22 protein-coding genes and 2 pseudogenes are annotated in these 26,277 nt (G+C 60.6%); 12 read left to right on the forward strand and 12 right to left on the reverse strand.

What is annotated here, in order from left to right:
* Positions 1–59: 59 nt before the first annotated feature.
* From QN222_RS06690 to QN222_RS06700, 3 genes are read right to left on the reverse strand one after another with little or no spacing between them, the layout of a single operon-like run.
* Positions 60–1,196 (reverse strand): ABC transporter substrate-binding protein, encoded by a 1,137-nt coding sequence (locus QN222_RS06690; protein WP_283961202.1) that lies wholly within the window; start codon positions 1,194–1,196, stop codon positions 60–62.
* Complete coding sequence (locus tag QN222_RS06695; protein ID WP_283961203.1) at positions 1,193–2,353, reverse strand: CaiB/BaiF CoA-transferase family protein; 1,161 nt, start codon at positions 2,351–2,353, stop codon at positions 1,193–1,195. Before QN222_RS06695 ends, QN222_RS06690 begins: the two co-directional genes overlap by 4 nt.
* A gap of 8 nt (positions 2,354–2,361) precedes the next feature.
* Positions 2,362–2,913 carry a MaoC family dehydratase gene (locus QN222_RS06700; protein ID WP_283961204.1) on the reverse strand — a complete coding sequence of 184 codons (552 nt, stop codon included), beginning with the start codon at positions 2,911–2,913 and terminating at the stop codon, positions 2,362–2,364.
* 655 nt (positions 2,914–3,568) lie between these two features.
* Here QN222_RS06700 and QN222_RS06705 point away from each other — a divergent pair.
* Positions 3,569–4,246, forward strand: coding sequence for a GntR family transcriptional regulator (locus QN222_RS06705; RefSeq protein WP_283961205.1), 678 nt, complete (start codon positions 3,569–3,571; stop codon positions 4,244–4,246).
* A gap of 116 nt (positions 4,247–4,362) precedes the next feature.
* Here the strand turns inward: QN222_RS06705 and QN222_RS06710 are convergent, their stop codons facing one another.
* Both QN222_RS06710 and QN222_RS06715 read right to left on the reverse strand, forming a co-directional pair.
* Positions 4,363–5,364, reverse strand: coding sequence for an Ldh family oxidoreductase (locus QN222_RS06710; RefSeq protein ID WP_283961206.1), 1,002 nt, complete (start codon positions 5,362–5,364; stop codon positions 4,363–4,365).
* A 161-nt stretch (positions 5,365–5,525) separates the two neighbouring features.
* Positions 5,526–6,527 carry an ABC transporter substrate-binding protein gene (locus tag QN222_RS06715; protein ID WP_283961207.1) on the reverse strand — a complete coding sequence of 334 codons (1,002 nt, stop codon included), beginning with the start codon at positions 6,525–6,527 and terminating at the stop codon, positions 5,526–5,528.
* Between the two features lie 459 nt (positions 6,528–6,986).
* Here QN222_RS06715 and QN222_RS06720 point away from each other — a divergent pair, with 459 nt between their 5' ends.
* Entirely contained in the window at positions 6,987–8,039 is a 1,053-nt protein-coding gene (locus tag QN222_RS06720; RefSeq protein WP_283961208.1) for a proline racemase family protein, read from the forward strand.
* A 79-nt stretch (positions 8,040–8,118) separates the two neighbouring features.
* Complete coding sequence (locus tag QN222_RS06725) at positions 8,119–9,138, forward strand: NAD-dependent epimerase/dehydratase family protein (protein WP_284005318.1); 1,020 nt, start codon at positions 8,119–8,121, stop codon at positions 9,136–9,138.
* 157 nt (positions 9,139–9,295) lie between these two features.
* On the opposite strand, the gene QN222_RS06730 is transcribed toward QN222_RS06725, so the two are convergent.
* Entirely contained in the window at positions 9,296–10,090 is a 795-nt protein-coding gene (locus QN222_RS06730; RefSeq protein ID WP_283963518.1) for a hypothetical protein, read from the reverse strand.
* Between the two features lie 359 nt (positions 10,091–10,449).
* Between QN222_RS06730 and QN222_RS06735 the strand changes: the two genes are divergently transcribed.
* Entirely contained in the window at positions 10,450–10,989 is a 540-nt protein-coding gene (locus QN222_RS06735; RefSeq protein ID WP_283963492.1) for a transcriptional regulator, read from the forward strand.
* Between the two features lie 334 nt (positions 10,990–11,323).
* Here the strand turns inward: QN222_RS06735 and QN222_RS06740 are convergent, their stop codons facing one another.
* The 6 genes and pseudogenes from QN222_RS06740 to QN222_RS06755 form a co-directional block, all read right to left on the reverse strand.
* Positions 11,324–13,183, reverse strand: a complete 1,860-nt coding sequence (locus QN222_RS06740; protein ID WP_283963493.1) for an ABC transporter ATP-binding protein — start codon at positions 13,181–13,183, stop codon at positions 11,324–11,326.
* Between the two features lie 371 nt (positions 13,184–13,554).
* Positions 13,555–13,956: a twin-arginine translocation signal domain-containing protein gene (locus QN222_RS06745; protein ID WP_283963494.1), complete on the reverse strand. Its 402-nt coding sequence runs from the start codon at positions 13,954–13,956 to the stop codon at positions 13,555–13,557.
* Between the two features lie 123 nt (positions 13,957–14,079).
* Positions 14,080–15,615: a pre-peptidase C-terminal domain-containing protein gene (locus tag QN222_RS30385; RefSeq protein WP_369291918.1), complete on the reverse strand. Its 1,536-nt coding sequence runs from the start codon at positions 15,613–15,615 to the stop codon at positions 14,080–14,082.
* Positions 15,570–15,671, reverse strand: a pseudogene (locus QN222_RS30390) (hypothetical protein); the annotation flags it as partial. The pseudogene QN222_RS30390 and the gene QN222_RS30385, both read right to left, overlap by 46 nt.
* Positions 15,622–17,415: pseudogene (locus QN222_RS30395) on the reverse strand (M10 family metallopeptidase C-terminal domain-containing protein); the annotation flags it as partial. The pseudogenes QN222_RS30395 and QN222_RS30390, both read right to left, overlap by 50 nt.
* A gap of 449 nt (positions 17,416–17,864) precedes the next feature.
* Positions 17,865–18,884 (reverse strand): Gfo/Idh/MocA family oxidoreductase, encoded by a 1,020-nt coding sequence (locus QN222_RS06755; protein ID WP_283963496.1) that lies wholly within the window; start codon positions 18,882–18,884, stop codon positions 17,865–17,867.
* A 440-nt stretch (positions 18,885–19,324) separates the two neighbouring features.
* Between QN222_RS06755 and QN222_RS06760 the strand changes: the two genes are divergently transcribed.
* From QN222_RS06760 to QN222_RS06795, 8 genes are all read left to right on the forward strand, one after another.
* Positions 19,325–20,302, forward strand: a complete 978-nt coding sequence (locus QN222_RS06760) for a TRAP transporter substrate-binding protein (protein WP_283963497.1) — start codon at positions 19,325–19,327, stop codon at positions 20,300–20,302.
* A 67-nt stretch (positions 20,303–20,369) separates the two neighbouring features.
* On the forward strand, positions 20,370–20,930 hold the full coding sequence (locus tag QN222_RS06765) for a TRAP transporter small permease (protein WP_283963498.1): 561 nt from the start codon (positions 20,370–20,372) through the stop codon (positions 20,928–20,930).
* Between the two features lie 4 nt (positions 20,931–20,934).
* Complete coding sequence (locus QN222_RS06770) at positions 20,935–22,218, forward strand: TRAP transporter large permease (protein ID WP_283963499.1); 1,284 nt, start codon at positions 20,935–20,937, stop codon at positions 22,216–22,218.
* 7 nt (positions 22,219–22,225) lie between these two features.
* On the forward strand, positions 22,226–22,987 hold the full coding sequence (locus QN222_RS06775) for a FadR/GntR family transcriptional regulator (RefSeq protein WP_283963500.1): 762 nt from the start codon (positions 22,226–22,228) through the stop codon (positions 22,985–22,987).
* Positions 22,988–23,019: 32 nt separating this feature from the next.
* Positions 23,020–23,868, forward strand: coding sequence for a 5-dehydro-4-deoxy-D-glucuronate isomerase (gene kduI, locus QN222_RS06780; protein WP_283963501.1), 849 nt, complete (start codon positions 23,020–23,022; stop codon positions 23,866–23,868).
* Positions 23,865–24,629 (forward strand): 2-dehydro-3-deoxy-D-gluconate 5-dehydrogenase KduD, encoded by a 765-nt coding sequence (gene kduD / locus QN222_RS06785; RefSeq protein WP_283963502.1) that lies wholly within the window; start codon positions 23,865–23,867, stop codon positions 24,627–24,629. Before kduI ends, kduD begins: the two co-directional genes overlap by 4 nt.
* 7 nt (positions 24,630–24,636) lie before the next feature.
* Positions 24,637–24,975, forward strand: a complete 339-nt coding sequence (locus QN222_RS06790; protein ID WP_283963503.1) for a cupin domain-containing protein — start codon at positions 24,637–24,639, stop codon at positions 24,973–24,975.
* A 303-nt stretch (positions 24,976–25,278) separates the two neighbouring features.
* Positions 25,279–26,277 (forward strand): heparin lyase I family protein, encoded by a 999-nt coding sequence (locus QN222_RS06795; protein ID WP_283963504.1) that lies wholly within the window; start codon positions 25,279–25,281, stop codon positions 26,275–26,277.

Raw genomic sequence — 26,277 nt, forward strand, 5'->3', positions numbered from 1 at the left:
CTGCGGACATATTGTCGAAGCGTCGGAGACGGGCCTACCCACATCTCCGACGTTTATCCTTACACTTTGGCGAAGCTTTCGACGAAGAGCCGGTTGAGATCGTCTACGACCTGCCTCGCCTTTTCCTTGCGCAGCAGCCCGTCATTGATGCGATCCGAGGCCGCCTGCTGGAATGGCATGTAGCCATCGTGTCGCGGACGCACCCAGGCGGTTTCCAGCGTCGCGCGCGTCGCGCGGTAAAAGTCGGCCGTTGCCGCGTTCACCGCATCATCGTCCCAGGCGTCGCCGTGTCCGGCTTGTCCACCGCCAAAGGCGTAGGCCTGGCGCTGCACCTCTCCGCTTGCAACCCAATAGGCAAAATCGCTCGCTTGCCTGATGGACGACGAGAAGGCGGAGACGGCAATTCCTGTTCCGCCAAGCGCAGAACCGCTCGGGCCATTCTGGCCAGCAACCGGGATGTCGCCAAAGCGGATGAGCGATGGCCGGAAACCGGCAATGGAATAGCTGACATAGCCGTAGATCAACGGCGCGCAGGCGGTCGTTGCCTCCGGGCCTGACATCGCCTCCAATACCGCGATCGGATCCATCTCGAAGCAGGCTGGATCGATAAGCGAGACAAGCTCACGAAGCATCTCGAAGGCGGCCACGCCCCCTTCATGGTCGACGAGGTCCGCTTGTCCGTCCACCGCGCAGGGATGACCGAGATTGCCGCAGAGAGTATAGACGCTCATCAGCGAATGCGGCGGCCGCAGCGGCAGCAGCACTGCACCCGTGCGGGCGAGGTAAAGCAGGTCGGACCAGCTCGAAACACGGTCGCCAAGGTCCGGGCGCCAGGCCTGGACCTGTGTCGCAGCATCGATCGGAAAGGCCCATTGGCGCCCGTTCCAGGCGTAGCTCGGATAGGATTGCCCGACTGAGCTCGCAGCCAGTGCCTGACGTTCGGCCTCCCGGCCGGCCACGTCGAGGGGCGCGAGGGACCCTTCGTTGGTGATCTGCCCGACATGCGGGTGATCGATAACGATCAGGTCATAAGCCTTGGCCAGTTCCTCGACCGGATAGGTCTCGAAATCCTGCAGCGAGCGCTTCTCCCAATGGATGGCAACCCCGGTCTTTTCCTGCCAGAGCCGGGAACACGCCACCAGGGGATCGTAGCCGCGCGGATGGCTCCACGTCATGCCTTTCAAGGTGACGCTCATAGGCCGAACTCCTCGCGAATGGATGCACTGTGTTCGCCGATCCGTGGGGCCGCGCGGTCGACCTGAGCCCGCCGACCGTTGACCCGCAGCGGCGACCGCGTCGTCAGGATCGACACGTCGTCTTCGCGGTTCACGGTCTGCAGCATGTCGAGGATACGAAAACCATCGCTCTCAAGCAATTCGTTCCAGTTGAGCACGCGAGCGCACCAGATGTCGGCCGGCTCGAGCACTGCCAACCAATGGTCAACGGTGTTCTCGCCGATGCGCTCCGCGATCAGGGTCTTGATCTCGTCGCGCGCGGAGAACCACGAAGACGGGTTGTCGCAATAGGGTGCGAGCTGCGGCATCTCCAGCAGTTGGGCAAGTTTTGAGATCGGCGTCATCGCGATGGCGAGATAGCCATCCTTGGCGGGATAGACCCCATAAGGTGCGGACAGATAAGCGTGAGCGCTGCGGAAATCGGAGCGCTTCGGCAGCCGTCTGCCATCGTTGAGGTGGGTCGTCAGCACCTCGAACTGGAAATCGACCAGGGCTTCGAGCAGGCTCGTTTCAACGAGGCTGCCTTTGCCGGATATGCCGCGGCGGACGAGGGCAGCGAGAATGCCCTGCGCGGCGGCGGCGCCGGCAAGCATGTCGCCAACGGCAAGACCGAAAGGGACCGGTCCTTGCGCTTCGTCGCCGTTCAGCCACATCACGCCGGAGCGAGCCTGCGCCAGAAGGTCTTGACCGGGGCGCGTGACCCAGGGACCTTCTTCCCCATAGCCGCTGATCGAAGCGTAGACGATGCGTGGATTGATCGCCCGAACGGCCTCGTAGTCGAGCCCGAGCCGTTGGATGACGCCGGGTCGGAAGTTCTGGATCAAGACGTCGGCCCTGGCGAGCAGCGCCCTCAGTGCCGCCACATCCGCCTCGTCCTTGAGATCGATTGCCAAGCTCTCCTTGGCCCGATTGATTGCGTGGAAAATCGTGGAGTCGCCACCGATCTCGGTGTCGCTGAGATAGAGGCGGCGCGAAAGATCGCCACCGTCCGGGCGCTCGATCTTGATGACGCGCGCACCGAGGTCCATCAGCCTCAGGGAGCAATAAGGACCGGAGAGAAACTGGCTCATGTCGACGACGACAAGACCGGCAAGTGGCAGTTCGTTTTCCTCGTGCATCGCTGTTCTTATTTCTCTGTCTTGCCGGCGAAGTCGGCCGGATTCTTGTATTTCACCGTCTGCAGGTGCTCGCAGTAGAGCACCAGTTCGCCCTCGTTCTTGAAGACCTGGTAGCTGGCTCGGATCAGGCCCAACTCCTTGTAGCGCGGTGTTTTGTCCATGTTGGTGCGGATCGTGTAGATCGTGTCGCCCAGAAAGACCGGCTTGATGAAGCGCAGCTTGTCGTAGCCATAGGAAAAGGCGTTGACACAGTTCGTGGCAACGAGGCCGAGACCGGCCGAGAAGACAAAGGCGCCAGCCACCAGGCGACGGCCGAAGATTCCTTCGCGCTCCGCGAACATCTGGTCCTGGACGTAAGGGTGAATGTCGACGACCAGCGTGTTGAACAGGTGGCTGTCGCTCTCCGAGATCGTCCTGCGCAACGAACGGATGCGCTGACCGACCGGCCAATCCTCGTAGAACCAATTCTCCGCATTCCAGACCGGAAGGGCCGCATGATCCTCCGGCATGTCGGAGGGGCGCGTCGTCGAGACGCCGACGGTCGGTGCGAATTCATTCATCAGGAAATCCTGCACAGATTCGTGCCAGCAGCTGCAACTGGCCATGATTGGTCGTGCTTATCAAACGGGCGCGACCGCGGTCGTCGAGCATTATCTCCTCCTCCATTTTTCTTATGTAAAGATATTGTTCACATATGGAGTTCGTTTGCAAGACGCAAATGGCCGTTCGCGGCCAGGCTCGCCTCCAACATTCGGCACCGACCGCAACCTGACACGCGATCCGCTGCGGGATGGCCTGTTCAAACTCAGAAATCCACTTGCCAGACACTGGCGAGATGCTCGAGCGATGGCGCCGGCCAGCAATACAATGAGCAGACCAGGCGCTTCAGCGCCGGAGCCAATTCGCGCGCAGTTCGACTGGTTGCCGAGGCGGGGCGCGGAGCGACCCTCGACATGGCGAAGATTGATACCTCCCTGCCTGGCCAGCGCCACTCGCTAAAGGAAGCCGACAGCACGGCTCTTCCGCCGTTACGCAACGTATACGATATTCTATCTGATCAGGAGAGAATGCCGTCCATTCGATTGGAGGACGATGGAAAGAGAGTCAGTTTTGGAAAGCGCCGCAGAGTCAGTGAGTTACTCGGAAACGCAAATCTTGTAACCACACATCGTCTACGATATATACCGGCTTTGGCGGCGAGTTAAAAGGTTCCGAATGCCCCTCAAATCAGAGCAGGTTCCCAACCTCGGCGCGGCGCCGACTGCATCCGATGTCATCCTCAAGTTCATCCGGGAGTCGATCATCGACGGAACGCTGGACGAGGGAGAGCCCATCCGACAGGACGACGTCGCTCGACTGTTTAACGTCTCTAAAATCCCCGTGCGCGAAGCCTTGAAGCGGCTTGAAGCAGAAGGGCTCGTCGCGTTCCAACGAAACAAGGGGGCTGTCGTAACTTCGGTGTCGGAACCGGAGATTGTCCAGATTTTCGAGGTCCGAGCGATCCTGGAATCCAGTGCGATCAGGTTCTCGGTGCCTCATATGACCGAAGCTACGTTCGAGCGCGCGCAAGCCTACTGCGATGCCTTTGGGCGGGAAACCAACGTCGCCCGTTGGGCGGAACTCAACTGGCAGTTCCACTCATGCCTCTACGAGGATGCGGCCCGGCCATTTCTTTTGAACATGATTCGATCGGTCAACGACCGGATCGAGCGATATCTCAGAGTCCAACTCTCGCTCTCAAAAGGCCAAGAGACTGCTGATCGCGAGCATCGGCAAATTCTTGAGGCATGCCGTCGCCATGATGGTGACCAGGCTGCGGCGCTCGTCCATACGCACATCATGCATGCCTGCGACTCGCTGTTGAAGCATCGACCAAAGGCCACCCCGGCTTAATCGGGTCACCAGAGAATCCAAGGCCGTCCGCGAGCACTGTCCACTCGCCCAGTTCTCTTTGACCAATTCCATAAGCGGCGTTCGCCGAGGTGCCGGCGACGAATGGCGGGCAACCGTTATGCGCCCGCAATGTTCGCTATCGTCTCATATACGGCGCGTGGTATTTTCAGGGCTTCCGACGGCGACTTCGGGTATTCGATGCCGCTTACACCAGGCACAAATACGCCGTGTTTCCGTAGGCGGGCGGCTTGGCCACGCGCGCGTTCAATGTGACCGTCTCCGGGGCGCCCAGGCATCAGCGCGATGACCGTTAGTCCGACGGCGGGGCTGGCGCTACCTGATCTGAAGTCCGGCGTGTCCAGCGACCAAGGCCCTCCGGATAAGCCGGCCGAAAGCATTTCCACCATCAAAGCCACATTGGCGCCCTTGCGCCCACCGAAAGGAAGGAGCGCTCCGCCAAGAGCCTTTGCAGGGTCTTGGGTGTCCATCCCCATTTCGTCCACTGCCCATCCCTCCGGGATGCTGCGACCCTCCGCGGCGGCTGCGACAATGTTGACGTATGCCGTCGCGCTCGACGCCTGGTCGATGATCAACGGCAGCGATCCTTCTCCCAGCGGAAAGCCGAACGCCATCGGGTTGGTGCTGTAGACGGCGGGGCCCCCCGGCTTTGCGACCACCATTGCGTTTGCGTTGGTAGCGGCAATACCGACTATTCCTTCCACTGCCAGCCTGCGAACGTAGTAGCCCAGTTCTCCGGTTGTGTAGCTGTTCGTCTGAGTGAAGATGGCGACCCCGAATTGACGCACCGCGTCGACTAGGTTTTCGAACGCAATGTCGAAACCGAGCTGCGCGATTCCTCCGTCGGCATCCGAAACAACGAAAGCCGGGTAAGGACGCTCAGAAGTGGGTGCGGCATCGCAATTGATTCGTCCTTCGCGAAAGCTGTTAAGGTAATCCACCAAGTGCGGAAATCCGAGCGTGGAAGGTCCATAAAGCGCTGCCGACAAGGTGGCGTCCACGAGCGAGCGGGCGGTGGTTTCCTTTGCACCGACGGCCAGACAGGCCCGTGTGGCCAACTTTTCGGCTTCTACCTGATTGAGTACGACTTCATCTGACATCTTCAATCTCGATCCTGTTCTCTTGCTTCATAGAATGCTTATGGTGCCCGGCAGGATGCCGCAAAGACTCTGGCGTGTGGATGCATCCGGTTGGATCGTCCCGGCACTGCGCTGTGAAAAGCGTGCGGTGCTATGTTAAAGCTACCGCACGCAACAAGTGCTTATAGGGCAGCCTCGACCTTGCCGGCGACTTCAGCGGGAACCCATTTGGTCCAGATGTCCTTACTTTCCTCGAGGAAATGCTTGGCGCCCTCCTCACCCGTTGCCTGGTTTTCGGTTTCCCAAGCCATCAGCTTGGCGACGGTTTCATTGCTCCAGCCGCGCTTGTTGAGGTACTCCATGACCTCCGGGCTGGTACGGTCGGCGAATTGCTTGGTCACGACCGTATAGACCTTGTCGACCGGCCAAGCGTTCACCTTGGGATCTGGGCACGCCAGATTGGTGATGCAGCGTTTCCATTCCGCGGCGTCGTGCGGCACAGAGGCACCGAGCATCACCATATCGTATTTGCCCAGCAGCGATGTGGGCGCCCAGTAATAGGTGATAAAGCCTTCCTTCCGCTCATAGGCCTTGGCGATCGCGCCGTCGAGGCCCGCGGCGGAGCCCGGATCGAGGAGGCTGAAGCCCTTTTCCTCAGCCTTGTAGGCCTTGAAAAGCTGCGCGGTAACGACCGTCGCACCCCAGCCTGCTGCACCGTTGAAGATAACACCCTTGCTCGAGTCCTCGGGGTCGGGGAAAAGCTCCGGGTGCTTGAGCGCGTCGTCGACGGTCTTGATGTCGGGATGGGCGTCGGCCACGTATTTCGGAATCCACCAGCCCTGTACGCCGCCGTCAGGCAAGGCCGGAGCTGCAAATACGATTTTGCCTTCCTTGACGCCGCGCGGAACGACTTCGGGCAAGAGGTCAACCCAGGTTTCCGGGGAGACGTCGGGATCACCCTTTTCGACCATGGACGTGGTCGTCGGGACGGTGTCACCAGGTACGGTTTCGACGTTGCAGCCGTATCCCTCGGTCAGAATGAATTTGTCCACGTATGCGAGGACTTCGGCGCTTTGGACATTATGGATGACGATACTGACATCACCGCATTCTGCGGCGTTGGCAGATATCACTCCACCGGCGAGACCGGCCAGCAGACATGTAGACGCAAGCATTCTTCTCATTCTCGTTCCCTTTTATTAGCGGCATGAAAAAGAGACGGGCGCCGCGTTATCCCGTCCCACGTCTGGATTGTCATTCCCCGCGCCGCTCTCGCGGCCGCGAAGCGACCACCTCGATGCCCAAGGCATCTTCCCAGGACATCTTTCCACCGACAGCGGACAAGCCCGTTGACAGGATCGCCGCTTCGGATAATAAATATCGTATACTAAATTCCTTTCTCGTTGGGAAGCCCCGAATTGGTCTCGCCGGTCCAGAGCACTCTTTCGGGCAATGGCGTTGGGGCTGGCTAAACGAGGCAAGTGGAGAATGCGCATGTCCAACGTCGCTGACGTTGAATCGAAGCCATACTGATCGACGGCGGCGGTGTTCCCGGCGACGCAGGCGCTCCAATCGTCGCCTTGCGCTGCCGAGCAGCAATTGGACGCACAACTGAACTGAACAACTTTAAGAGGAAGTCAGATATGGCCTTCAAGAGAACAATTCATGCTGTCGATACGCATGCCGGCACTCCGATGCGCGTCGTCACGGGAGGGATTCCGCATATCCCCGGAAACTCCGTCTACGACAAAATGAAATGGCTCGAGACAAATGACGATCAGTTGCGCAAGCTTCTGCTTCGCGAGCCGCGTGGGTACCCGGCGCATTGCTGCAACATCATCGTGCCGCCCACCCATGCCGAGGCCGATGCCGGCTACATCATCCTGGAGCAGATCGAATATCCGGTGATGTCGGGAGGCAATACGATCTCGGTGGTCACGGTGCTCCTGGAAATGGGCATGCTCCCGATGAAGGAACCCGTCACCGAGCTTGTCCTTGAGGCGCCCGCCGGTTTGATCCGAATAAGGGCCCAGTGCGAAAACGGCAAGGTCAAGAGCGTCACGTTCAAGAACGTGCCCGCCTTTGCGGCCCATTTGGACGCCGTTATTGACGTGCCGCAGCTTGGAAAGGTGACCGTGGATGTCGGCTGGGGCGGCATGTTCTACGTCATCGCGGATGTCCGGCAGTTCCGCGGCCTTGAACTGATCCCGGAGCATGGCAGGGAGATCGCCCGCGTTTCGTCGATGATCAGGCAGGCGGCGATCGAGCAACTTCCCGTTGTCCACCCGGATTATCCGGGCGTAGGCATCACGATCTCTCAGCTGTCGGGGCCAACGGATGATCCGCGAGCCGACTGGAAGAACACGGTGACCATGGCGTCGGGTGATTTCTCCTGGGACAATCCCGCTACCTGGACGGGGGCCCTTGATCGTTGCCCTTGTGGCACAGGCACGTGCGCAAAGATGGCCGTCCTGCATGCAAAGGGCGAACTGCCGCTCAACCAGGATTTCCGGCACCAGGGTATTCTGGGTAACATATACACGGGCAGGCTCGTCGACGAGGCAATAATCGGAGGCAACCCCGCCGTCGTTCCGACCCTCACCGGCACCAGTTGGATCTATGGCCTGAATACGATTGTGCTCGATAATGATGATCCGTTCACCGAAGGTTTCACAGTCGGGGATACCTGGGCGTGAACGTCGGTGTTGGCCAATATACGATTGTGGCGAGAGCTTGCCAGCACGCATGGACGGCGATGCGGCAGTGTGAAACCATATGGCGATGCCCATTGCTTCTATCATAGGAGGAACCGGTCAGATCGGCCTTGCCGTGGCGGAGCGTCTTGCTCGCGACGGTTGGGAGGTCCGGTTGGTCAGTCGAGCGCCGCCGCCAATCGCTGGCCCGTGGCAGCACGTTGCCGTAGATCGCGAGGACCGCGATGCATTTCGCAAAGCGCTTGCGGGCGGAGCGGATTTGTTACTCGACTGCGTCGCCTTTGACGAGCGACACGCTGATCAGTTGCTGGACGTGCAGGATAGTGTCGGGCACCTGGGTGTGATCTCCAGCGCCAGCGTTTACTGCGATGCGCAGGGGCGGACGCTAGACGAGGCAGGCCAGTGCGGCTTTCCCGTGTTCCCGGTGCCGATCCACGAGGATCACCGCACCGTGGAGCCCGGGCCACAGACCTATTCAACGAGAAAGGCCGCGATCGAACGTCGTATCCTGGATGGAGCAAGGGCCAAGGTCACTATCCTGCGACCCTGCGCGATCCACGGCCCTTACAGCAAGCACGCCAGGGAATGGTGGTTCGTAAAGCGCCTGCTCGATGGTCGCACGCGCATCCCGCTGGCCTATGGCGGCCGTAGCCGGTTTCAGACGACTTCGACGCAGGCGATCGCCGAGGCGCTGCGCTTCTCGCTGAGCTCCGATCAGTCGCAGGTGCTGAACGTCGTGGACGCCGACGCGCCGACGGTCGCCGAAATTGCCCGCGCGATCATGGATTCGATGGGGCGGCATGCCGATCTCCTGGGGCTTCCCGACGCGCCCTATCCTCCAGCACTCGGCGCAACGCCGTGGTCGGTCGAAAAGCCGATCGTGTGTGCTTCCTCTGTTCCGAGCACCACAACCTACGCAGAAGGGGTCGGGCGCGCCGTGCGCTGGCTGATCGCAGCGACGCAACACCGGGATTGGCGGGAGGTCCTTCCCCAGCTCGCCGCATATCCTGCGCGCCACTTCGACTATGCTGTTGATGATCAAGCGCTTGCAACGGCCGGCGCGAAACACATTTCCATCTGATGCTCTCGCGTCCACTTCGCCGGCGGCGAGGTGGCGCACACGAACGCCAGTCGATCGCGTGATCTCGACATTTGTCGAGTTCAGCGCAATACCTCTCAAAGAACAGTCCGATGATGCGAACATCGCAGGAGACGCGACACTGCAACCCCACCGGCCGTTACGCAGTTCGAGTTTTGCGTTCCTTCGCCCTCGCCCTCCTCCTGGCCTCACGCAGTTCCTCGATCGTTGGCTGCCACCAGCCGCGTTCAACCTCATAGGCACCCGGTCGGGTTTTCGAAGGCCAGCTTCGGACGAGTTCGTTAAGACCGGGGACACGCCATCTTCCCCAAATGGACCCATCCGTGGCGTCCGGATAGACATCGGCGACAAGCTCTGCATCGACGACTTCGCCGGTGATCTCCGTGACGATGATGATCCCGTATGTCGTCGTGGAGATCGGTCTCCCGATCGGCGGCAGATCGTCGGCCCACAGCGGAATGCGGCGACGCCTTCGCTCCGCAGATCGGCGTCGTGCCGTCCGCTCCTCCTCTGTTCCCTTGCGTGCCTCGGCGCGCTTGCGCCGCTCCTCGGGTTCATTGCGTCTCGCGGCCTCCTCGATCGCCTGCCAATGCCTCCGGAGGTCGTCGTAGGAGGCGAACGGTACACGCCAGACTTTGAGTTCCGGCTGCCACTGGGCGAAGGGCACCTGACGAAGCTCTTCAACGATCGTCGGCGAATACGGCGTGCGGATCCGGAAGCCACTGTTGTCGATACTTAGGTAAGGGCTGAGAATGGGCTCGAACGCGTAGGCATCACGGCCCTTCTGATCCGCAAAGACATCTCTTCTCGACGCCTCGCGGGCGAGCCAGCGATCGATCCTGCGCCCTGCGGTGGATCCGGGTACAAACCAGGCCTTGCGCTCCTCACTCCATCGAGCCCGCGGAAACGTCTCGCGAAAGCGCTGGACGGTCATCCGGTCAAATGGAAAGCTGACGGTCTCGCCAATCTTGCCGTCGTCTTCCTGATGGTGCGTGTCCGGCCAGTCCTCCACGTTGTCACTGCCTTCATCTATTCCTTTGTCATATTCAGAACGCACGGTCTGAGAAAAGGATGCTTGATGCGACGGGGAAGCCTCGCCGCGGTCGTTGAACTCGTACCCTATCTTGACGCCGTTCTCGCTGTTGCAGGAAATAGCGATGTACGCGCCAAGACGGTTCTACAGCGCCGCGCGTCTTATCAGACGCGCAAAGGACGCTGCAGCACTTTGAATTGCTGCATGTTTTTATCCTTAAATCGCCTACGATTTAAGGAAACATGCAGTAGGTAGCTTGGATGATCGTGTTCCTGGACTTCGAAGCATCGTCGCTTGCCAAAGCAAGCTTTCCCGTTGAGGTCGCTTGGGTGTTCGAGAATGGCGACGCGCGGACGAGCCTTATCCGACCAGCTCCCGGCTGGGACGATTGGTCCACGGCGGCTGAAGCCGTCCACGGGATATCGAGAAGCCGGCTCGAGACAGAAGGTGTGTCTGTCGACGTCATCGCAGCCGAAATGGTGGAAAGCCTGTCCGGCCACCAGCTGTATGCGAGCGCACCGTCGTGGGACGGCAAGTGGCTCAGCGTACTCCTGCGAGCCGCGGGTTATCCGCGGCATGCTCTTCGGCTCAGTGTTTCCGATGACGCCTTTACCGACGCCGCAAGAGCTGTGCTTGGCCACGACGCAGCCGAGACGATTGTTGCTGAGATCGTTTCAGCGGTCACGGCGCGTACGGAGCCAGCGATCAGATCCCATCGTGCCCTGCCCGACGCCATGCTCGAGTTAGAGCGCTGGCGGCTCGTACGACAGGAGGCGGCTGCTCTGGCATCGAAGTCGTAACGGTGTCGAGAAACTCGTTCCTCGCGACAGCACTCACGCGATTTTGGCACGCCACGCTTCATCGCCTTTCGACGTAAAACTGGGCGAGATGCCCGAACCACGCCCGCGCCAACAATACAATGAGCATACCAGGCGCCAGTTCGCGCGCAGCGTGACCGGTTAAAAGATTAGCCGCAGGAGGTTTGGCCGTGAGGGCGGAAACCGGGGACGATTGCCCGCAAGCTGCTCTGCTTTTCGCGGGCGGGCCCGCTCCTCGCTCCACATCCCACGTTGCAGTCGATACATGATGCGAGCCGCACACGAGGTTCGTGCTGAACCGCTACCCAATGGCGGTTCACGTCGCCTCGGCCGTATCGGCAATGTAGCCACCCGTCTGACGCTTCCATAACCGCGCGTAAAGTCCATCTCGTTCGAGCAGCACCGACGGCCTTCCCTCTTCGACAATGCGGCCTTTATCGAGCACGACGATGCGGTCCATGCTGGCGATGGTGGAAAGGCGATGTGCTATGGCGATCACCGTTTTTCCCTCCATCAGCAGGGCGAGCTTGTCCTGCACCGCGGCCTCGGCTTCGCTGTCCAACGCCGACGTCGCCTCGTCGAGCACAAGGATCGGCGCGTCCTTAAGTAGGACGCGGGCGATAGCGACGCGCTGGCGTTGGCCTCCGGACAGTTTTACGCCGCGATCGCCGACGAACGCGTCATAGCCAGTGCGGCCTTCGCTGTCCTTGAGGTTTGCGATGAAGCCATCTGCCTCGGCCAGCCTGGCGGCATGTGCCACCTCTTCCCACGAGGAACTTGGCCGGCCGTAGCGGATATTGTCGCCGACAGACCGATGCAGCAGCGACACGTCCTGGGTGACCACGCCGATGCTCTCACGCAGGCTCGCCTGCGTGACGCTGCGTATATCCTGCCCGTCTATGCAGATCGCGCCGCCCTTCAGATCGAAGAAGCGGAGGAGAAGGCTGACCAGGGTCGACTTGCCGGCGCCGGACAGGCCGACCAGCCCTACCTTTTCACCGGCGCGCACGGTGAGCGACAAGTTTTCGATCACCCCCTGTCCCTGCCGGTATTCAAATTGCACGTTCCTGAACTCAACCTCGCCGGTCGTCACCGTGAGCGAGCTCGCGTTCGGCGTGTCGATGATGGTGGGCGGTGTGGTGACGACAGGCATCGCGTCGCGGATCGTCCCCACCGCCTGAAAAATCTGCTGTCCCATCTGCAGGAAGGCACGGGAGTTCGCGTTGAGCCGCAGCACGATAGCGATCGAGGCGACGAACTGGCCGATGGTGACGAAACCGTCCACAAGTCCCCAGAAGCCTATGAGCGAATTAGCGAGTATGAGGACGGTATTGAGCAGGACGACGCTCGTATCAGTCGTCAAATGGATGCGCCTTTCGCGCTGCTGGCTCTCGACGGCGTTCTCCATGATCTTGCGCATCGCGCCCGCCTCGCTGTCCTCCGCTGCGAACAGCTTCACCATCTGGATATTGCTGTAGAGGTCGGTCATGGCGCCGACGACGAGGCTGCGCGCGCGAGCGGTCTTGCGCGAACGCTCGGAAAAATGCGGCACCGCCGCCACTGCCAGCGCGATGTTGGCCGCAATCCAGACGAAAACCGGGAGCGCCAACGGCCAGGAGAGCGCGCTGAGGAGAACGAGCGAGCCAAGAAACTGCACCAGGAAGAGCGGTACTTGGTAAAAGGCCACGACGATCTGCTGCTGCACGGCGGACGCGACCTGGGAAATGCGCGTAGCCACCTGGCCGGCAAAGAGATCGTGGAAGAAAGCGAGGTCCTGGCGCTCCACCGCCTTGTGCCCCTGCCATTGCATCGCGGCCGGCATACATACCGCCACCGTCTGCGAGTTCAGTGTGTTGCCGAGGAAGATCAGCAGCGGCAGCACCGGGAAAACCAGCATACCGAGGACGGCCAGCGTCGGCCAATTCTCCTTGAGGAAAGCGGCTGCGCCCTTGGCGGCCACACCGTCCACGACAAAGGAAATGCCCCAGATCGTCGCGAGATTGATGCCTTCGATGGCGACCATGAGGATGGCCACGGCCGCGAGCACGCCGCGGAATATCCGCGCAAAATGCAAAAGCAGCGCGAAAGGACCGCGTGATGGGAGCGGTCCGTAAGGAATATCGAGCGGACGAATGAGCGTCTCGAAGGGACGATAGATGAGATCCGAAAGCAACATAGCGGCTCCGGCTAGCTGTTCAAAACGATGATCATGCGTTGTACTCTCCAATGAAGCTCGTCTGATGCACGGTCCGTCGTTGGGAACCTGACCAACGCATGCGGGTCGAGCTTTCACGCGAGTCCGCCTGAGCTCAGCGTTGGTTCAAAGTCGCTCCAATCCACCGGCGCGGCGAACGGCGGATTCACTCGAAGGCGACGCCCCACACTTCAGATTCTGAACGGCCGCTTCGTGCCGTATCTCTGCCGTTGAGATCAGCTTGGCCGGTTGCTGAAAGCAGACATAGCCAGTGTCTGCGCTGGAGTGAGGTGATCAGCCGTCAACATCGTCTTCGAGATGAGTTCTTGTCGTCAGCCGTCGGCCTTGGCCCTTTAATACATAACTGTGTTGAGTGTCACGTTGACAGGCGAACCAGCCTTGAACTGTATGCTGCCGCGCGCCACCAGCCAGCCATCCGCACGCTCCAAGCGCGCAACGATCCGCAGCGTTGGCGAAGCCGTCGAGCTTGCGGGCGGGGACAAGGAGAAGGCTACTGTCTTTGAGTTGCCGTCGCTTCTGATGCGCGTTTGCGCGGCGCGACGTCGCGCGCCGTTTTGAATGGCAGGGTCCTCGAGATAAATCTCGAGATGACCCTTCGGTATAACCGTGCCGCCCTCGAACCTGACCACGCCGCGAATATCTGTCGATTGCGCAGCGACTGGCCCGGCGACCGCCGCGACGGCCGCAGCTCCTACGGTCTTCAATACTGTGCGGCGGTCGGTCGGCCGCTTCATCACGCTCTCCATGATTGACTCGTGCGGTGGCGGCATTGCCGCTCAGCTAACGGTTCGAAAGAGAAACCAACTGCAAACATAGTATTAGGTGGGGCGTCTGAAAGCGCCCCACCTATGGTCGAGTTAGATGATAATGAAGTCGGCCGCCGAAAGCCTCAGATTTGTGCTCAGCTGCGCAAACTGAATGGCTGCAACGGCTCCGCCGCCATCGGCGTCATAGGACAAGGCCCCGCTATCGGTATCGTAGATAATGCGGTCGTCTGCGTCGTGAGCGACGCCCGCCGCACTTCCGTAAAACGCGCTCAAGGCGAGAGCACCCTCGCCACCCACGCTCTCAAAGATGAGGTTATCCAGCAGGATCGTGTCATCGATGACCTTGAAGTCCTCGATCCAGTCGACATTCCCGTTTCCAAGCTCTGTCGAGAAGCGGAATGTATCCTCTCCCTCGCCGCCGGTGAGCGTGTCGGCCGCCAGACCGCCATCCAGCAGATCGCTGCCTGCGCCGCCATTGAGCGTGTCGGATCCCGCGGCGCCCGGCTGGGCAGGCGCCGGTGGGAATTCGACCGATACGTTCAACTCATAGGTCGAGCCTGCCGGCACGGCCTCCGCCCAGCCATCGCCCGGCGCCGTCGGTGACCAGCTGCCTTCCAGTATGTAATAGGTTCCGGTCTCCTGAGCGACGAATACCAGGCTGGAATCCCGGTTGCTTGCAGAGCCGGGGTCGCCGCCGCCATCATCGTTCTGGGCGACGATGTTGCCGGCGCTGTCGAGCAGCCTGACCCAACTGTCGTGGACATTCGGATCGGCAATTCCGTCAATGTCGATCGTGATGACCGTCCCGGCTGCCAGATCGATCTTGTAATATCCGCCCTGGCCGTTGCCGGTGGCGTTGACGGTTGTGTGAAGGACCGTCGTCGAATCGAAGATATCGGGGTCACTGGCGAGGGAAAAGTTGTTGGAGATGTCGAACGCGGCTGTGATCGAGTTGTTCGTCGCGTCCGGTCCGAGCGTGGCGTAGCCGGTACCCATGCCCGGACGTGGCGGCGCGTCGCCCTGATAGGCGAAATCGCCGAGCAGGGTGTCATCGCCGCGACCGCCGTCGATCATGTCGTTGCCGCCTTGGCCAGTCAACACATTGGCTGCGCCGTTGCCGGTCAGTCGGTCATTGAATCCCGAACCTGCGAGATTTTCGATGGAGACATATGTATCTCCGCCGGACTTGCCTCCCGCAAGACTAAGTCCGACGCCGCGCGTTGCGTCAGCGTAGTCTGCCGTGTCGCTGCCGACGCCGCCGTTCAATGTGTCGGCCCCGCCGCCGCCGGTCAGCGTGTCGTCGCCGGTCCCGCCGGAGAGCTCATTGGCGAGCGCGTTGCCGATGAGATGGTCATTAAAAGACGAACCGACGGCATTTTCAAAGCCCACGAGCATATCGTGCCGGATCACTGCGCCGCGGCCGACGATTTGCACCGGACCATCGCCGTCGCCACCTTTGGCCGTGCCGCTGGCAAGGTCGATCGTCACACCGCCGGAGCTACCCGCGTAGACGACCGTGTCAACACCGGAACCCCCATCCAGATAGTCTTGACCGGCGCCACCGATGACCGTGTCGTTACCGGCTTCGCCATAGAGGATGTCGCCATCGTTGCCGCCATCCAGGATGTCATTGCCGCCGCCGCCATTGAAATAATCCCCGCCGCCCTGGCCCCAGAAATGATTTGCAGCGGCTGTGCCGATGAAGCGGTCGATGCGGTCATCGGAACCAATCAGGTTTTCGATGCTGTAGAACGTGTCCCCCGAGGCGGTGCCGCCGCTGGCGACATTCGTGGCGAGGTTGACGAGCAGTTGGAAAGGGCTCTCCTTGCTGAAATCGACTGTGTCGACGCCCGCGCCGCCCCTGAATATATCCACTCCGTCCTGGCCGCTCAGCGTATCGTCGCCGGAGCCGCCGTCGAGAATATCGTTGCCCTGGCCGCCAAGAATCGTGTCGTTGCCGCCGCCGCCGTAGAGCGTGTCGTTACCGTCATCGCTTTCGGTCTGGTCTTCCAGGTCTTCGACATCGATCGTGTTGTTGATGTCGCGGCTGGCGAGCGAGTCGCGGCCGCCGATGATCAGATCGTCACCTCCCTGGCCGAAGATCGTGTCGTCGCCGGCGCCGCCGTCAAGCGTATCATTTCCGTCGCTGCCGAAGATGATACTGGTCATCGTGTTGTCGCCAACGCTGGGCGGTGTCTCGCCGCCGCCAGGCTGCATCGTCGGCTCGTCGGCGTAGATGATGTTTTCGACGTTGGCGATTTTCCTGATTTTCAGGTTTCTGGAAAGGAGGATGACCGTGTCGTTCCCGCCGTTGGCCTCCTCACGAACGATGTCCTCCAATGAATCGACGAAATAAATATCGTCGCCGCCGTTACCAGCCATGCGGTCTCCGCCGCCGCGGCCGTCCAGGGTGTTGGCGCCGTCATTGCCGATCAGGATATCGTCATACCTGCTGCCGATGCCGTTCTCGACGTAATAGTCGGTCCCATCCGCGTTATGTCCGGCAAAGATCGACACATTGTTGCTATGACCGTTGACGCTGGAGAACTGTCCGGCGCGCAAGTCAAGGATCGTACCGGCCGTCGAGCCGGAGAAGTCGATCGTATCGGTCCCGCCGGTGTCATGGATCACAAAGCCGATGTCATGCTGCATGCCCGAGGAGGTCAACTGGTAGCCATACTGCGTGCTTCCGAAGCCGTAGACATTGTCCCCGGTGTTGAGGTCGATGTGCTGATAGGTGCGCACTCCATTCGCGTCGACGGTTGAGAAAAAGCGGCGAATGACGGCCTCGATGTCGGCCATAAGCGGCGTCGACGCAGACCAGCGGCTGGTTTCGCCGACATCGATCCCATCGAAATAGGACATGACGCTGTATTGCTGGCGGTCATAAGTCCAGGTCGCATTGTTGAGATAGTTGATCTGCACGCCGCCGGGACCGCTGTAGTTGTAGAGCCCGGGATGGTTCAGGCCAAATTCATGGCCGAATTCATGGATGAAGGAATCGAAGACATACCCGCCGATATCCGTCTTATTGGGTTCCGTGTCGTGGAAACGCTGACCGATGCTGACATAACGATTGCTCGAATAGGCGCTGCCATCGTCCTGCTCGCCGAGTTCGGGGCTGACAACCTCCATCCAGTCAGTTGTGCTGTCGAACGGCGCGTTGTCGACGATCTCGAATTTCAGAGGGGTGACAGACGCCCACATCTGTAAGGCGCCGATCGCGGCGGCCTTGTAGTCGGGGTGGTCGTTGAGCTCGTAAACGTTGATCCTCAGCGTTCCCGCAGCGATCTCTGGCGTCAGGCTACGGGGCAATGCCCCAAGGTAGTCGAGAAAGGACTCATAATCCTCGCTCTTGCCATAAGGGTTGTCCGGGGTCTGATCGTTGACCCACCATTCGTCGCTAGTCTGGCTTGGATGCGGCATCGTGAGGTTCCTCTCTGACGATTGTGCGCAGTTACGGCTATACCGTTCTGCAACTGCCAATTTTCCGCGACAGGCATCGCGTGCCTGTCAGCCCCGTCACCCTTCCCAAATAATGTTATTGCAACCTCTGATTTGTCACCCCCATAAAGACGGGGGTCACGTCGCGTTAGCGATTGGAAGCGCGGCGGCCGTCCTGAAGGGCAAATGAGCCGCAACATCGGTTGCTCTCACTGGCAACCTTTCCCGCCGGAGCTTAACGCCCAAGATCGCGGCCCTTCCTCAGACCGATCGATGCCCGAAGCGGGCAACTCGCGACCACCTTGGCGAATTGTGCTCTGCCGGAACCGTCGCCGATCACATCTACCGTCATGGTGCTCATAGAGGCGAGGATCCGGTGCCACTCGATACATTTATGCCGCGCCACGAAGCGCTTGCCCGCGGGAGCTGTTTCAGAGACGTTGCGGCTGGCCGCTTACGGCGGCGGCGAGAATTGCGTTGATCAGGCGGTGAACCTTCAGCGCCTCGCGCCCGTTCACACGTGGCTCTCGTCCAGCATCGACGGCATCGAGGAAATCGGCGAGCACCGCGCGATGATGGTGGTGCGAGAAGGCCATGGGATCGGCGCCGGCACCACCGGCCATTTCGTCTTCGATTAGTAATTCCGTCCCATCGTGGAAGAAGGCGGCAAGGCTTCGCCCGCCGAGACGGGCCATACCGTGCGTAGCGATGATGTCGATCTCATCCGGATAACCGGGATAGGCGCAGGTGGTAGCACTCACGGTCCCTATCGCTCCGCTTCCAAAACGGATGGCCGCCATTGCCAGGTCTTCGGTCTCCATGCGGTGCACCTTGCTGGTTGCTGCATAGGCTCTGACCTCCTCCGGAAGGCCGGCGAGCGAGACCAGAAGGTCAAGTGTGTGGATCGCCTGGGTGAGGAGTACGCCGCCGCCATCGCGAGCCAACGTGCCGCGTCCCGGCTGGTCGTAATAGCTTTGCGGCCGCCAGTTGTGGAGGCGGGCCGAAGCACTGACGATCTCGCCGAGGCGGCCCTCATCGATCAGTTTCGCAAGCGCCTCGCTGACAGGGCGGAAGCGATGCTGGAACACGATGCCGAGCTTGATGCCGGCGCGCTCCGCCGCCTCGACCAGCGCCTCTGCTCGCGCCTGTGTGATTTCGAGCGGCTTTTCGAGAAGCACATGCTTGCCCGCTCTAGCTGCCTCCCGCACCAATTCGAGATGTGTATTGGGCGGCGTTAGGATCATGACGGCGGCTATCGACGGGTCAGCGAATATCGTTTCGGCCTCGTCACGAATTGCAAAACCGTACGTCTCCGCAAAAGCTTTCCGTCTTGCCGCCGTAGGGCTGAAAGCGGCAGCGACCTCGACCCTGTCCTTGAGGTCGAGCAGGCCTCGAGCATGCGGCGCCGACGCCATGCCGAGACCGATTACACCAATGCGCAGCTTTGCCATCTCGGTCTCCCCTCAGCCAAAGATCCGGAGCATACACATGATTTCCTCCAAGCCGTCATCCTCCGAGTCCTGCCTACACCGACGAGACCGCATAGCACAAAAAATTCATCATACAACCTGATCAATTTTGTCTGTTGACAATATATCTGACAAGCTCTAGCGATAAAAGGCCTGATGGGAGGAGCGTGCCGAAATGAAGGGCCCACCAACCTGGATTTTCTGTTTCCGAGGAGAAGCACGCGCTGCTTACATGCAAGGCGAGGTCACCGTCGTGTCACGACATTGCGCGCAGAGCAGGCTGTGCATTTCTCGGGACGCTTCGTCGCGGAATGCCGCCTGCGAGAGGACAGGCGTACGCGGTCGCACATTTGCCTATGGCCTCGCAACGGGGGCGTACCGGCCCTGAGACATCAATCGTTCATGCGAAAAGGGAGGAGAGCATGAAAACCTTAGTCAAGCTGGCGGCGAGTCTGTTGGCTGCCGCTTCATTCATTGCCAATGCAGCCAGCGCTCAGACGGTGCTGCGCTCGTCCGACACGCATCCAGACGGCTATCCGACGGTCGAGGCGGTCGAATTTTTCGGTGGACTGGTCAAGGAGCGCACGGGTGGTCGCTACGCGGTCGAGGTCTACCATTCCGCGCAGCTCGGGGAGGAAAAGGACACAATCGAGCAAGTGCGCTCTGGCGTCATCGAGTTGAACCGCGTTTCGATGGCGCCCTTCAACGGGACGGTGAAGGAATCGATCGTTCCGGCCCTCCCCTACCTCTTCCGTTCGGAAGAACATATGCACAAGGTCATGGACGGGCCGATCGGGGACCAGATCAAAACGGCCTTTGAAGGCGCCGGTTTGGTCGTGCTCGCCTATTACGACGCCGGCTCGCGCTCCTTCTATAATAAGCAGAAGCCGATCGCGTCGGTCGCCGACATGAAGGGGCTCAAGTTCCGTGTCATCCAGTCCGACATCTTCGTGGACATGGTCGCGGCGCTCGGCGCGAACGCCACTCCAATGCCTTACGGCGAAGTCTATTCCGCGATCGAAACAGGCGTCATCGACGGCGCCGAGAACAACTTTCCGAGCTATGACACTGCCAAGCATTTCGAGGTAGCCAAGAACTTCTCGCTCGACGAGCACACCATTCTTCCGGAGGTGTTCGTGATGAACAAGGCCGCCTTCGACAAGCTGACCCCGGAAGACCAGGAGATCTTCAGACAGGCCGCCAAGGATAGTGTCGCCAAGCAGCGGGAGCTCTGGGCTGCCAAGGTCAGCGAGTCGCGCGCGAAGATCGAGGCGGCAGGCGCCAAGATCACCACCCCCGACAAGCAGGGTTTCATCGATGCGATGAAGCCGGTTTACGAAAAGCACGTCACCGATCCGGTTCTAAAGAAGATGGTCGAGGACGTGCAGGCGGTTCAGTGAGGAGACCGACGGGCAGGCCTACAGCGCCGCGCTGCAGAGCCGGCCCGTCCCTTTTGAGGGAATGACCGTGTCTACCACATTGGTGAAAACAGGCCGCGCGCTGTCCTGGCTCAGCACGCTTTCGCTGTGGCTCGCGGGCACCGGCCTCGTCGTGATGACGGCCATCGTCGCGTGGCAGGTGTTCTGCCGCTACATCCTGAACGATTCGCCGAGCTGGACCGAGCCCGGCGCGGTCATGCTAATGAGCTGGTTTATTTTCCTGGGCGCTGCGGTTGGCGTGCGCGAGAATTACCATCTCGGCTTCGACGTGCTTCTCTATGTGGTGCCCAAAAGCGGCAAGAAGTGGCTGCGCATGATTTCGGATCTCGTCGCGCTCGCCTTCGGCGCCGGCATGATCTGGTACGGGGTTCAGCTCGTCCGCCTCACCTGGGACACCGTTCTGCCGTCGCTGCACATCTCCGGCGGCTGGAACTACGTGCCGCTGGTTGCGGGCGGTGTTCTCATCAGCCTGTTTGCCCTGGAGCGCATTGTTCTGCGGCTCGCCGGCGAACCGATCGACGACCTTCTCGACGAAATGCCACCGGCGGAGGTTGCCGCCGAATTCGACACTGCGGAAGTAAAGGCCTGAAGCGATGGATATCCTGATTCTCTTCGGCGTGTTCACGGCTCTGATGCTGATCGGCACCCCGATCGCCTTCTGCCTTGGCGTCGCGTCCTTCGCGACCGTGCTCTACATGGGGCTGCCGCCGCTGGTAATCTTTCAGCGGCTGAATTCCGGCATGAGCGTGTTCTCGCTGCTCGCCATTCCCTTCTTCATCTATGCCGGCGACCTGATGGTGCGCGGCGGCATCGCCCAGAAGATCGTCGCCTTCGCTGCGTCGCTGGTCGGACATATCCGCGGCGGCCTGGGTCAGGTGAACATCGTCACCGCGACGTTGTTCGGCGGCATTTCCGGTTCCGCGGTCGCAGAAGCCGCGGCGGTGGGCGGGCTCATGATCCCGCAGATGAAAGAGCGTGGCTACGGCGCCGACTATGCCGTCAACGTCACCTCCATGGCGGCACTGATCGCCCTGTTGCTCCCCCCTTCGCACAACATGATCATTTATTCGATCTCGGCGGGCGGGAAGATTTCGATCGCGGACCTCTTCACCGCCGGCGTCATTCCCGGCCTCCTCTATGCGGCCGCGCTGATGGTGACCGCGTATTTCGTGGCGCGCCGGCGCGGCTATCCGACCGAGGTCTTTCCCGGCTTCGCCCGGATTGGCCGCTACCTCGTGGTGTCGATTCCCGGGCTCATGCTCATTGCGATCATCTTCGGCGGTGTCCGTTCGGGCGTATTCACGGCGACCGAGAGCTCCTGCATCGCCGTCCTCTATGCGTTCGCGGTAACCGTCTTCGTCTACCGGCAAATGACCTGGCGGGATTTCGTCCACGCCACCTTCGGCGCCGTGCGCACGACTGCCATGGTCCTGCTCATCATCGGCATGGCGGCTGCCTTCTCATGGTTGATGGCATTTCTAAGAGTGCCTGCCTCGCTGATCGACTGGATGAACACGGTCTCGGACAATCCGATCATCGTGCTCCTCCTGATCAACATCCTGATGCTGTTCCTCGGCACCTTCATGGACATGGGACCGACGATCATCATCTGCACACCGATCTTCCTGCCGGTGGCCTTGGCCTATGGCGTCGATCCGGTCCATTTCGGGGTGATCATGATCCTGAACTTCGGCATAGGGCTCAACACGCCACCCGTCGGCGCTGTGCAGTTCGTGGCTTGCGCGGTCGGGAAGATCTCCGTCTGGGAGGCCATGCGCAGCATCTGGCCCTTCTATCTGGCGGGGTTGATTGTGCTTGGGCTCGTCACCTATGTTCCGGCCCTTTCGCTCTGGCTGCCGAGCGTGTTCAAAGGGTAATCGCATCATGGGCTCACTGGCCGAATTCAAGATGGAACGCAAACCGAAGCTTTCCGAGCGCGTCGCGAGCGCGATCCGCCAGCAGGTGCTGAAAGGCGAAATCCCGCCGGGCGAGAAGCTGCCGACGGAGAGCCGGATGCGGGAGGTCTTCGGCGTCAGCCGCACCGTAATACGCGAGGCGATAGCAACGCTTGCCGCCGACGGCCTCGTCGAGGCGCGGCAGGGTGCCGGCGTCTTCGTCAAGGAACATCCGACCCTCGCCTTCGGCTCGATCGGCCTCGATGCCGGCAACAAGATCTCCCACGCGCTAAACGTGCTCGAAGTGCGGATGGGGCTCGAGATCGAAAGCGCAGGGCTTGCTGCGCTCCGGCGGAACGCTGCCCAGGAGGCGCAGATCCAGGAGGCTTTCTTCGAGTTCGACCGAATGCTCGAGCGCGGCGAGCCGACCGGCAAGAGTGATTTCGCCTTCCACCGAGCAATCGCGGTCGCTACCAACAATCCCTACTACGTGGAGGTTCTCGATGCCCTTGGCATGCGAGCGATCCCATGCGACGTCGCCTCGCCCTGGGGCACCGACAGCGTGCTGACGCGAGAATATCAGGAAAGCCTGCAGCGCGAGCATCTGGCGATCCTGAAGGCGATTTCCGCCAGCGACCCCGAAGCTGCCCGCGCCGCCATGCGCGCCCATCTGACCGCCAGCCAGCAGCGATATCGCGCTCGGCTGAGCGGCCAGCAGGCAGAATGGGGCACGACCGGGCGCAAGGTTTGATCTCCTTTTCATCACTACAAGGGCAGTGAGCGATGACCGCAAACCATATCGAATACGCCATCCGTCACGCAGTTGACCCGGCGGCCGCCGCACGCATGGATACCGAAACGCTGCGCGCGAACTTTCACATATCGGGGCTGTTCCGGCCGGGGCGCATCGCCCTCACCTACAGCCATTACGACCGTATGATCGTCGGCGGCGCAATGCCGGTAAATGGGTCCTTGGCGCTCGAGACCATCCGCCCGACCGGCACGCCGCGCTTTCTTGACCGGCGCGAGCTCATCGCCGTCAATATCGGCGGCCCAGGCCGCGTCGATGTCGGCGAGGAAAGCTTCCGCCTCGAGCCACGCGATATGGTCTACGTGGGCTTGGGCGAAGAGGTCACCTTCTCGTCCGAAGACCCCGGCGCCCCTGCCAAGTTCTACCTGCTCAGTGCACCTGCTCACCAGGCGCTGCCGAGGCAGCATATCCGCATCGGCGATGCCAAGCGGCTCGATCTCGGCAGTGCCGCCACCTCGAACGAGCGCTCGATCTTCCAGTTCATTCACCCCGAAGGGGTGAAAACCTGCCAACTCGTCGTCGGGATGACGCAGCTTGCTGCGGGTTCGGTCTGGAACACCATGCCCTGCCACGTGCACGACCGGCGCATGGAGGCCTATCTTTATTTCGACCTCGCTGAAGGCGCACGCGTCCTGCATCTCATGGGTGAACCGGCAGAAACCCGCCATATCGTGATGGCGAAGGAAGAAGCGGTGCTTTCACCGCCCTGGTCGATCCACTCCGGCTGCGGAACGTCGAGCTACGCGTTCATATGGGCCATGGCCGGCGACAATGTCGACTACACGGATGTGGACATGGTGCCAATGGAGGCACTCAGATGAGCGTGCCGTCTGCCTTCAGCCTTGTCGGACGCCGCATCGTCGTCACCGGTGCCAATACGGGAATCGGGCAGGGAATTGCGGTGGCGATCGCCCGCGCCGGTGGCACCGTGATCGGCGTCGGTCGCTCAGCCATGAACGAGACCGGGGAAAGGGTCGCAGACGCTGGCGGGGCTTTCATTTCGGCCTACGCCGATCTTTCGGATCGTGAAGCAACCCGCTCGCTCATCGATCAACTGTGGAATGAACATGGTCCGGTGGATGGCCTCGTCAACAATGCCGGGATAATCCGCCGCGCCGACGCGGTGGATTTCACCGAAGCCGACTGGGACGACGTGATCGACGTCAATCTCAGGTCGTCGTTCTTCCTGAGCCAGGCCTACGGCCGCCGCCTGCTTGCCGAGCGAAGACGGGGCAAGATCGTCAATATCGCTTCCTTGCTTTCCTTCCAGGGCGGCATACGCGTTGCGTCCTATACGGCGTCCAAACACGGCGCGCTCGGCATCACGAGGATCCTCGCCTGCGAATGGGCTGCCAGGGGCATCAACGTGAATGCGGTGGCACCTGGTTATATCATCACGAACAATACCGAGGCGCTCCGTGCAGACGCAAAGCGCAGTGCCGCCATTCTGGAGCGCATTCCGGCCGGTCGCTGGGGCACGCCGGATGACATCGGAGATGCGACGGTATTCCTGCTCGCCCCGGCCTCGGACTACATGCATGGCGCCATTATTCCGGTGGATGGCGGCTGGCTCGCGAGATGAGGAGACGATGATGGATACGAAACTTTTCGCCCGACGTCATGAAGGTGAATGGACCGATCTCGGACAGGGCAACCGCCGGCGGGTGATCCTGCACACCGACGAGCTGATGATGGTCGAATTTGCCTTCGAAAAGGGCGGCATCGGCGCACCACACTCTCACCCGCACATTCAGGCGAGCTATGTGGCGGAAGGCAAGTTCGAAGTCACGGTCAGCGGACACAGCGAGGTTCTTTCCGCGGGCGACAGCTTCATCGCACCGTCGGGCGTGGTTCATGGCGTCGTGGCGCTGGAGGCAGGCCGGCTCATTGACAGCTTTACGCCGCATCGCGCCGATTTCCTGAAATAGGACACTGAACCGCGACGCCGGCTTCCTGGACCTGAGCTTTCATTTGCGACGCCGTGCTTCGCAACAACGATCTTCCAGAGTGGCGATAGAACCACGCGGCTTGAATCTGCTATCCCGGCCGTTCTCCGCTATTCCCGTTGATATCTTATGCGATCCTGCAGAATGAGACAGCCCCCGGCTAGCGTGTGGCAGCGCGGAAGTAGCGGCAACCGTAGTTGCACGTAGAGCATTTCCGCCTCGACAAGTTGCATATTTTAACGCATGCTCATGAATGAATTCAGCTTGCGCGTCATGGGGGCAACGATGCGGTTGATCGTCGTATCCGGGGTACTTGCCACCACCATCTCGGCTTCATATGCAACCGATTTTTCTGAAGACTTCAGCGCTGGCAAGCTCGATAGCAAATGGTGCTCCTGCCAGATCGCTGAAGATCGGCCCGTCACGTTCGATTCAGATCCGCAAGAAGCCGGCGACAAGCACGCCCAGATCACTGTTGATCCGTCGATCGGCGACAACACGTGCGAGGAAAACGAATGTGAACCCGCCGAGAGCGCCAAATCCGCAGTTGCGACAACCGTCAAAAGCGACGACGATTTCCCGGAGGACTTGGGACCCTCCTTCATAGAGGGACTGTCGGATCACACCGTCCTCAAACTCGGCACCCCGGTCATTCAACGCCAAGAAGTGCGGATTGCCGAGGACCTGCAGCACGACAGTGCGGCGACGCATGAATATGCGATCACGTTCCGAATTTCGAAACCCAACACCAGCACCAGGACGCGCTGGATTACGGCTCAATGGAAGCAGGAACCGCTCCCCTCATATGGGAAAGGATGGAGCCCCAGCCCGTTTCTCGCACAGCGCTACGATGGCGGGGTTCTCTATCTCACTGTTCAAGACGAAAACTGCAGATGTTTGATAGCTTCTGCCGAGGCCCCCAACCAAACTTTCAAATGGGAGGAAGGGGCTCTGTCGAAATGCAAGCTGACCTATCCGAAGAAGGACGAGGATCAGGCGTGCACCAGCACGCTCGTCGCGCACTATGGTGCGGATCCGTGGTTGAAGTCACCATCACCCGGGTGGACGGAAATCCGTTACCTCATCAAAGCCGGAAGAGAAAAGGGCGACTTCATCGAGGTCCATCAGGACGGCCGCTTCATTGTACGAATATCCGGTAAGATCGGATATGTGCCAGCCGCGGGCACGACGATGAAAACCAAATTCAAGATGGGTCACTATCGGAACTATATGCCCAGCAAAGACGTGCTTGAGGTCGATTCGATCAAGGTGTCGCCCAAATGA

It is taken from the genome of Sinorhizobium sp. 6-70 (assembly GCF_030124375.1).
Lineage (GTDB): Bacteria > Pseudomonadota > Alphaproteobacteria > Rhizobiales > Rhizobiaceae > Sinorhizobium.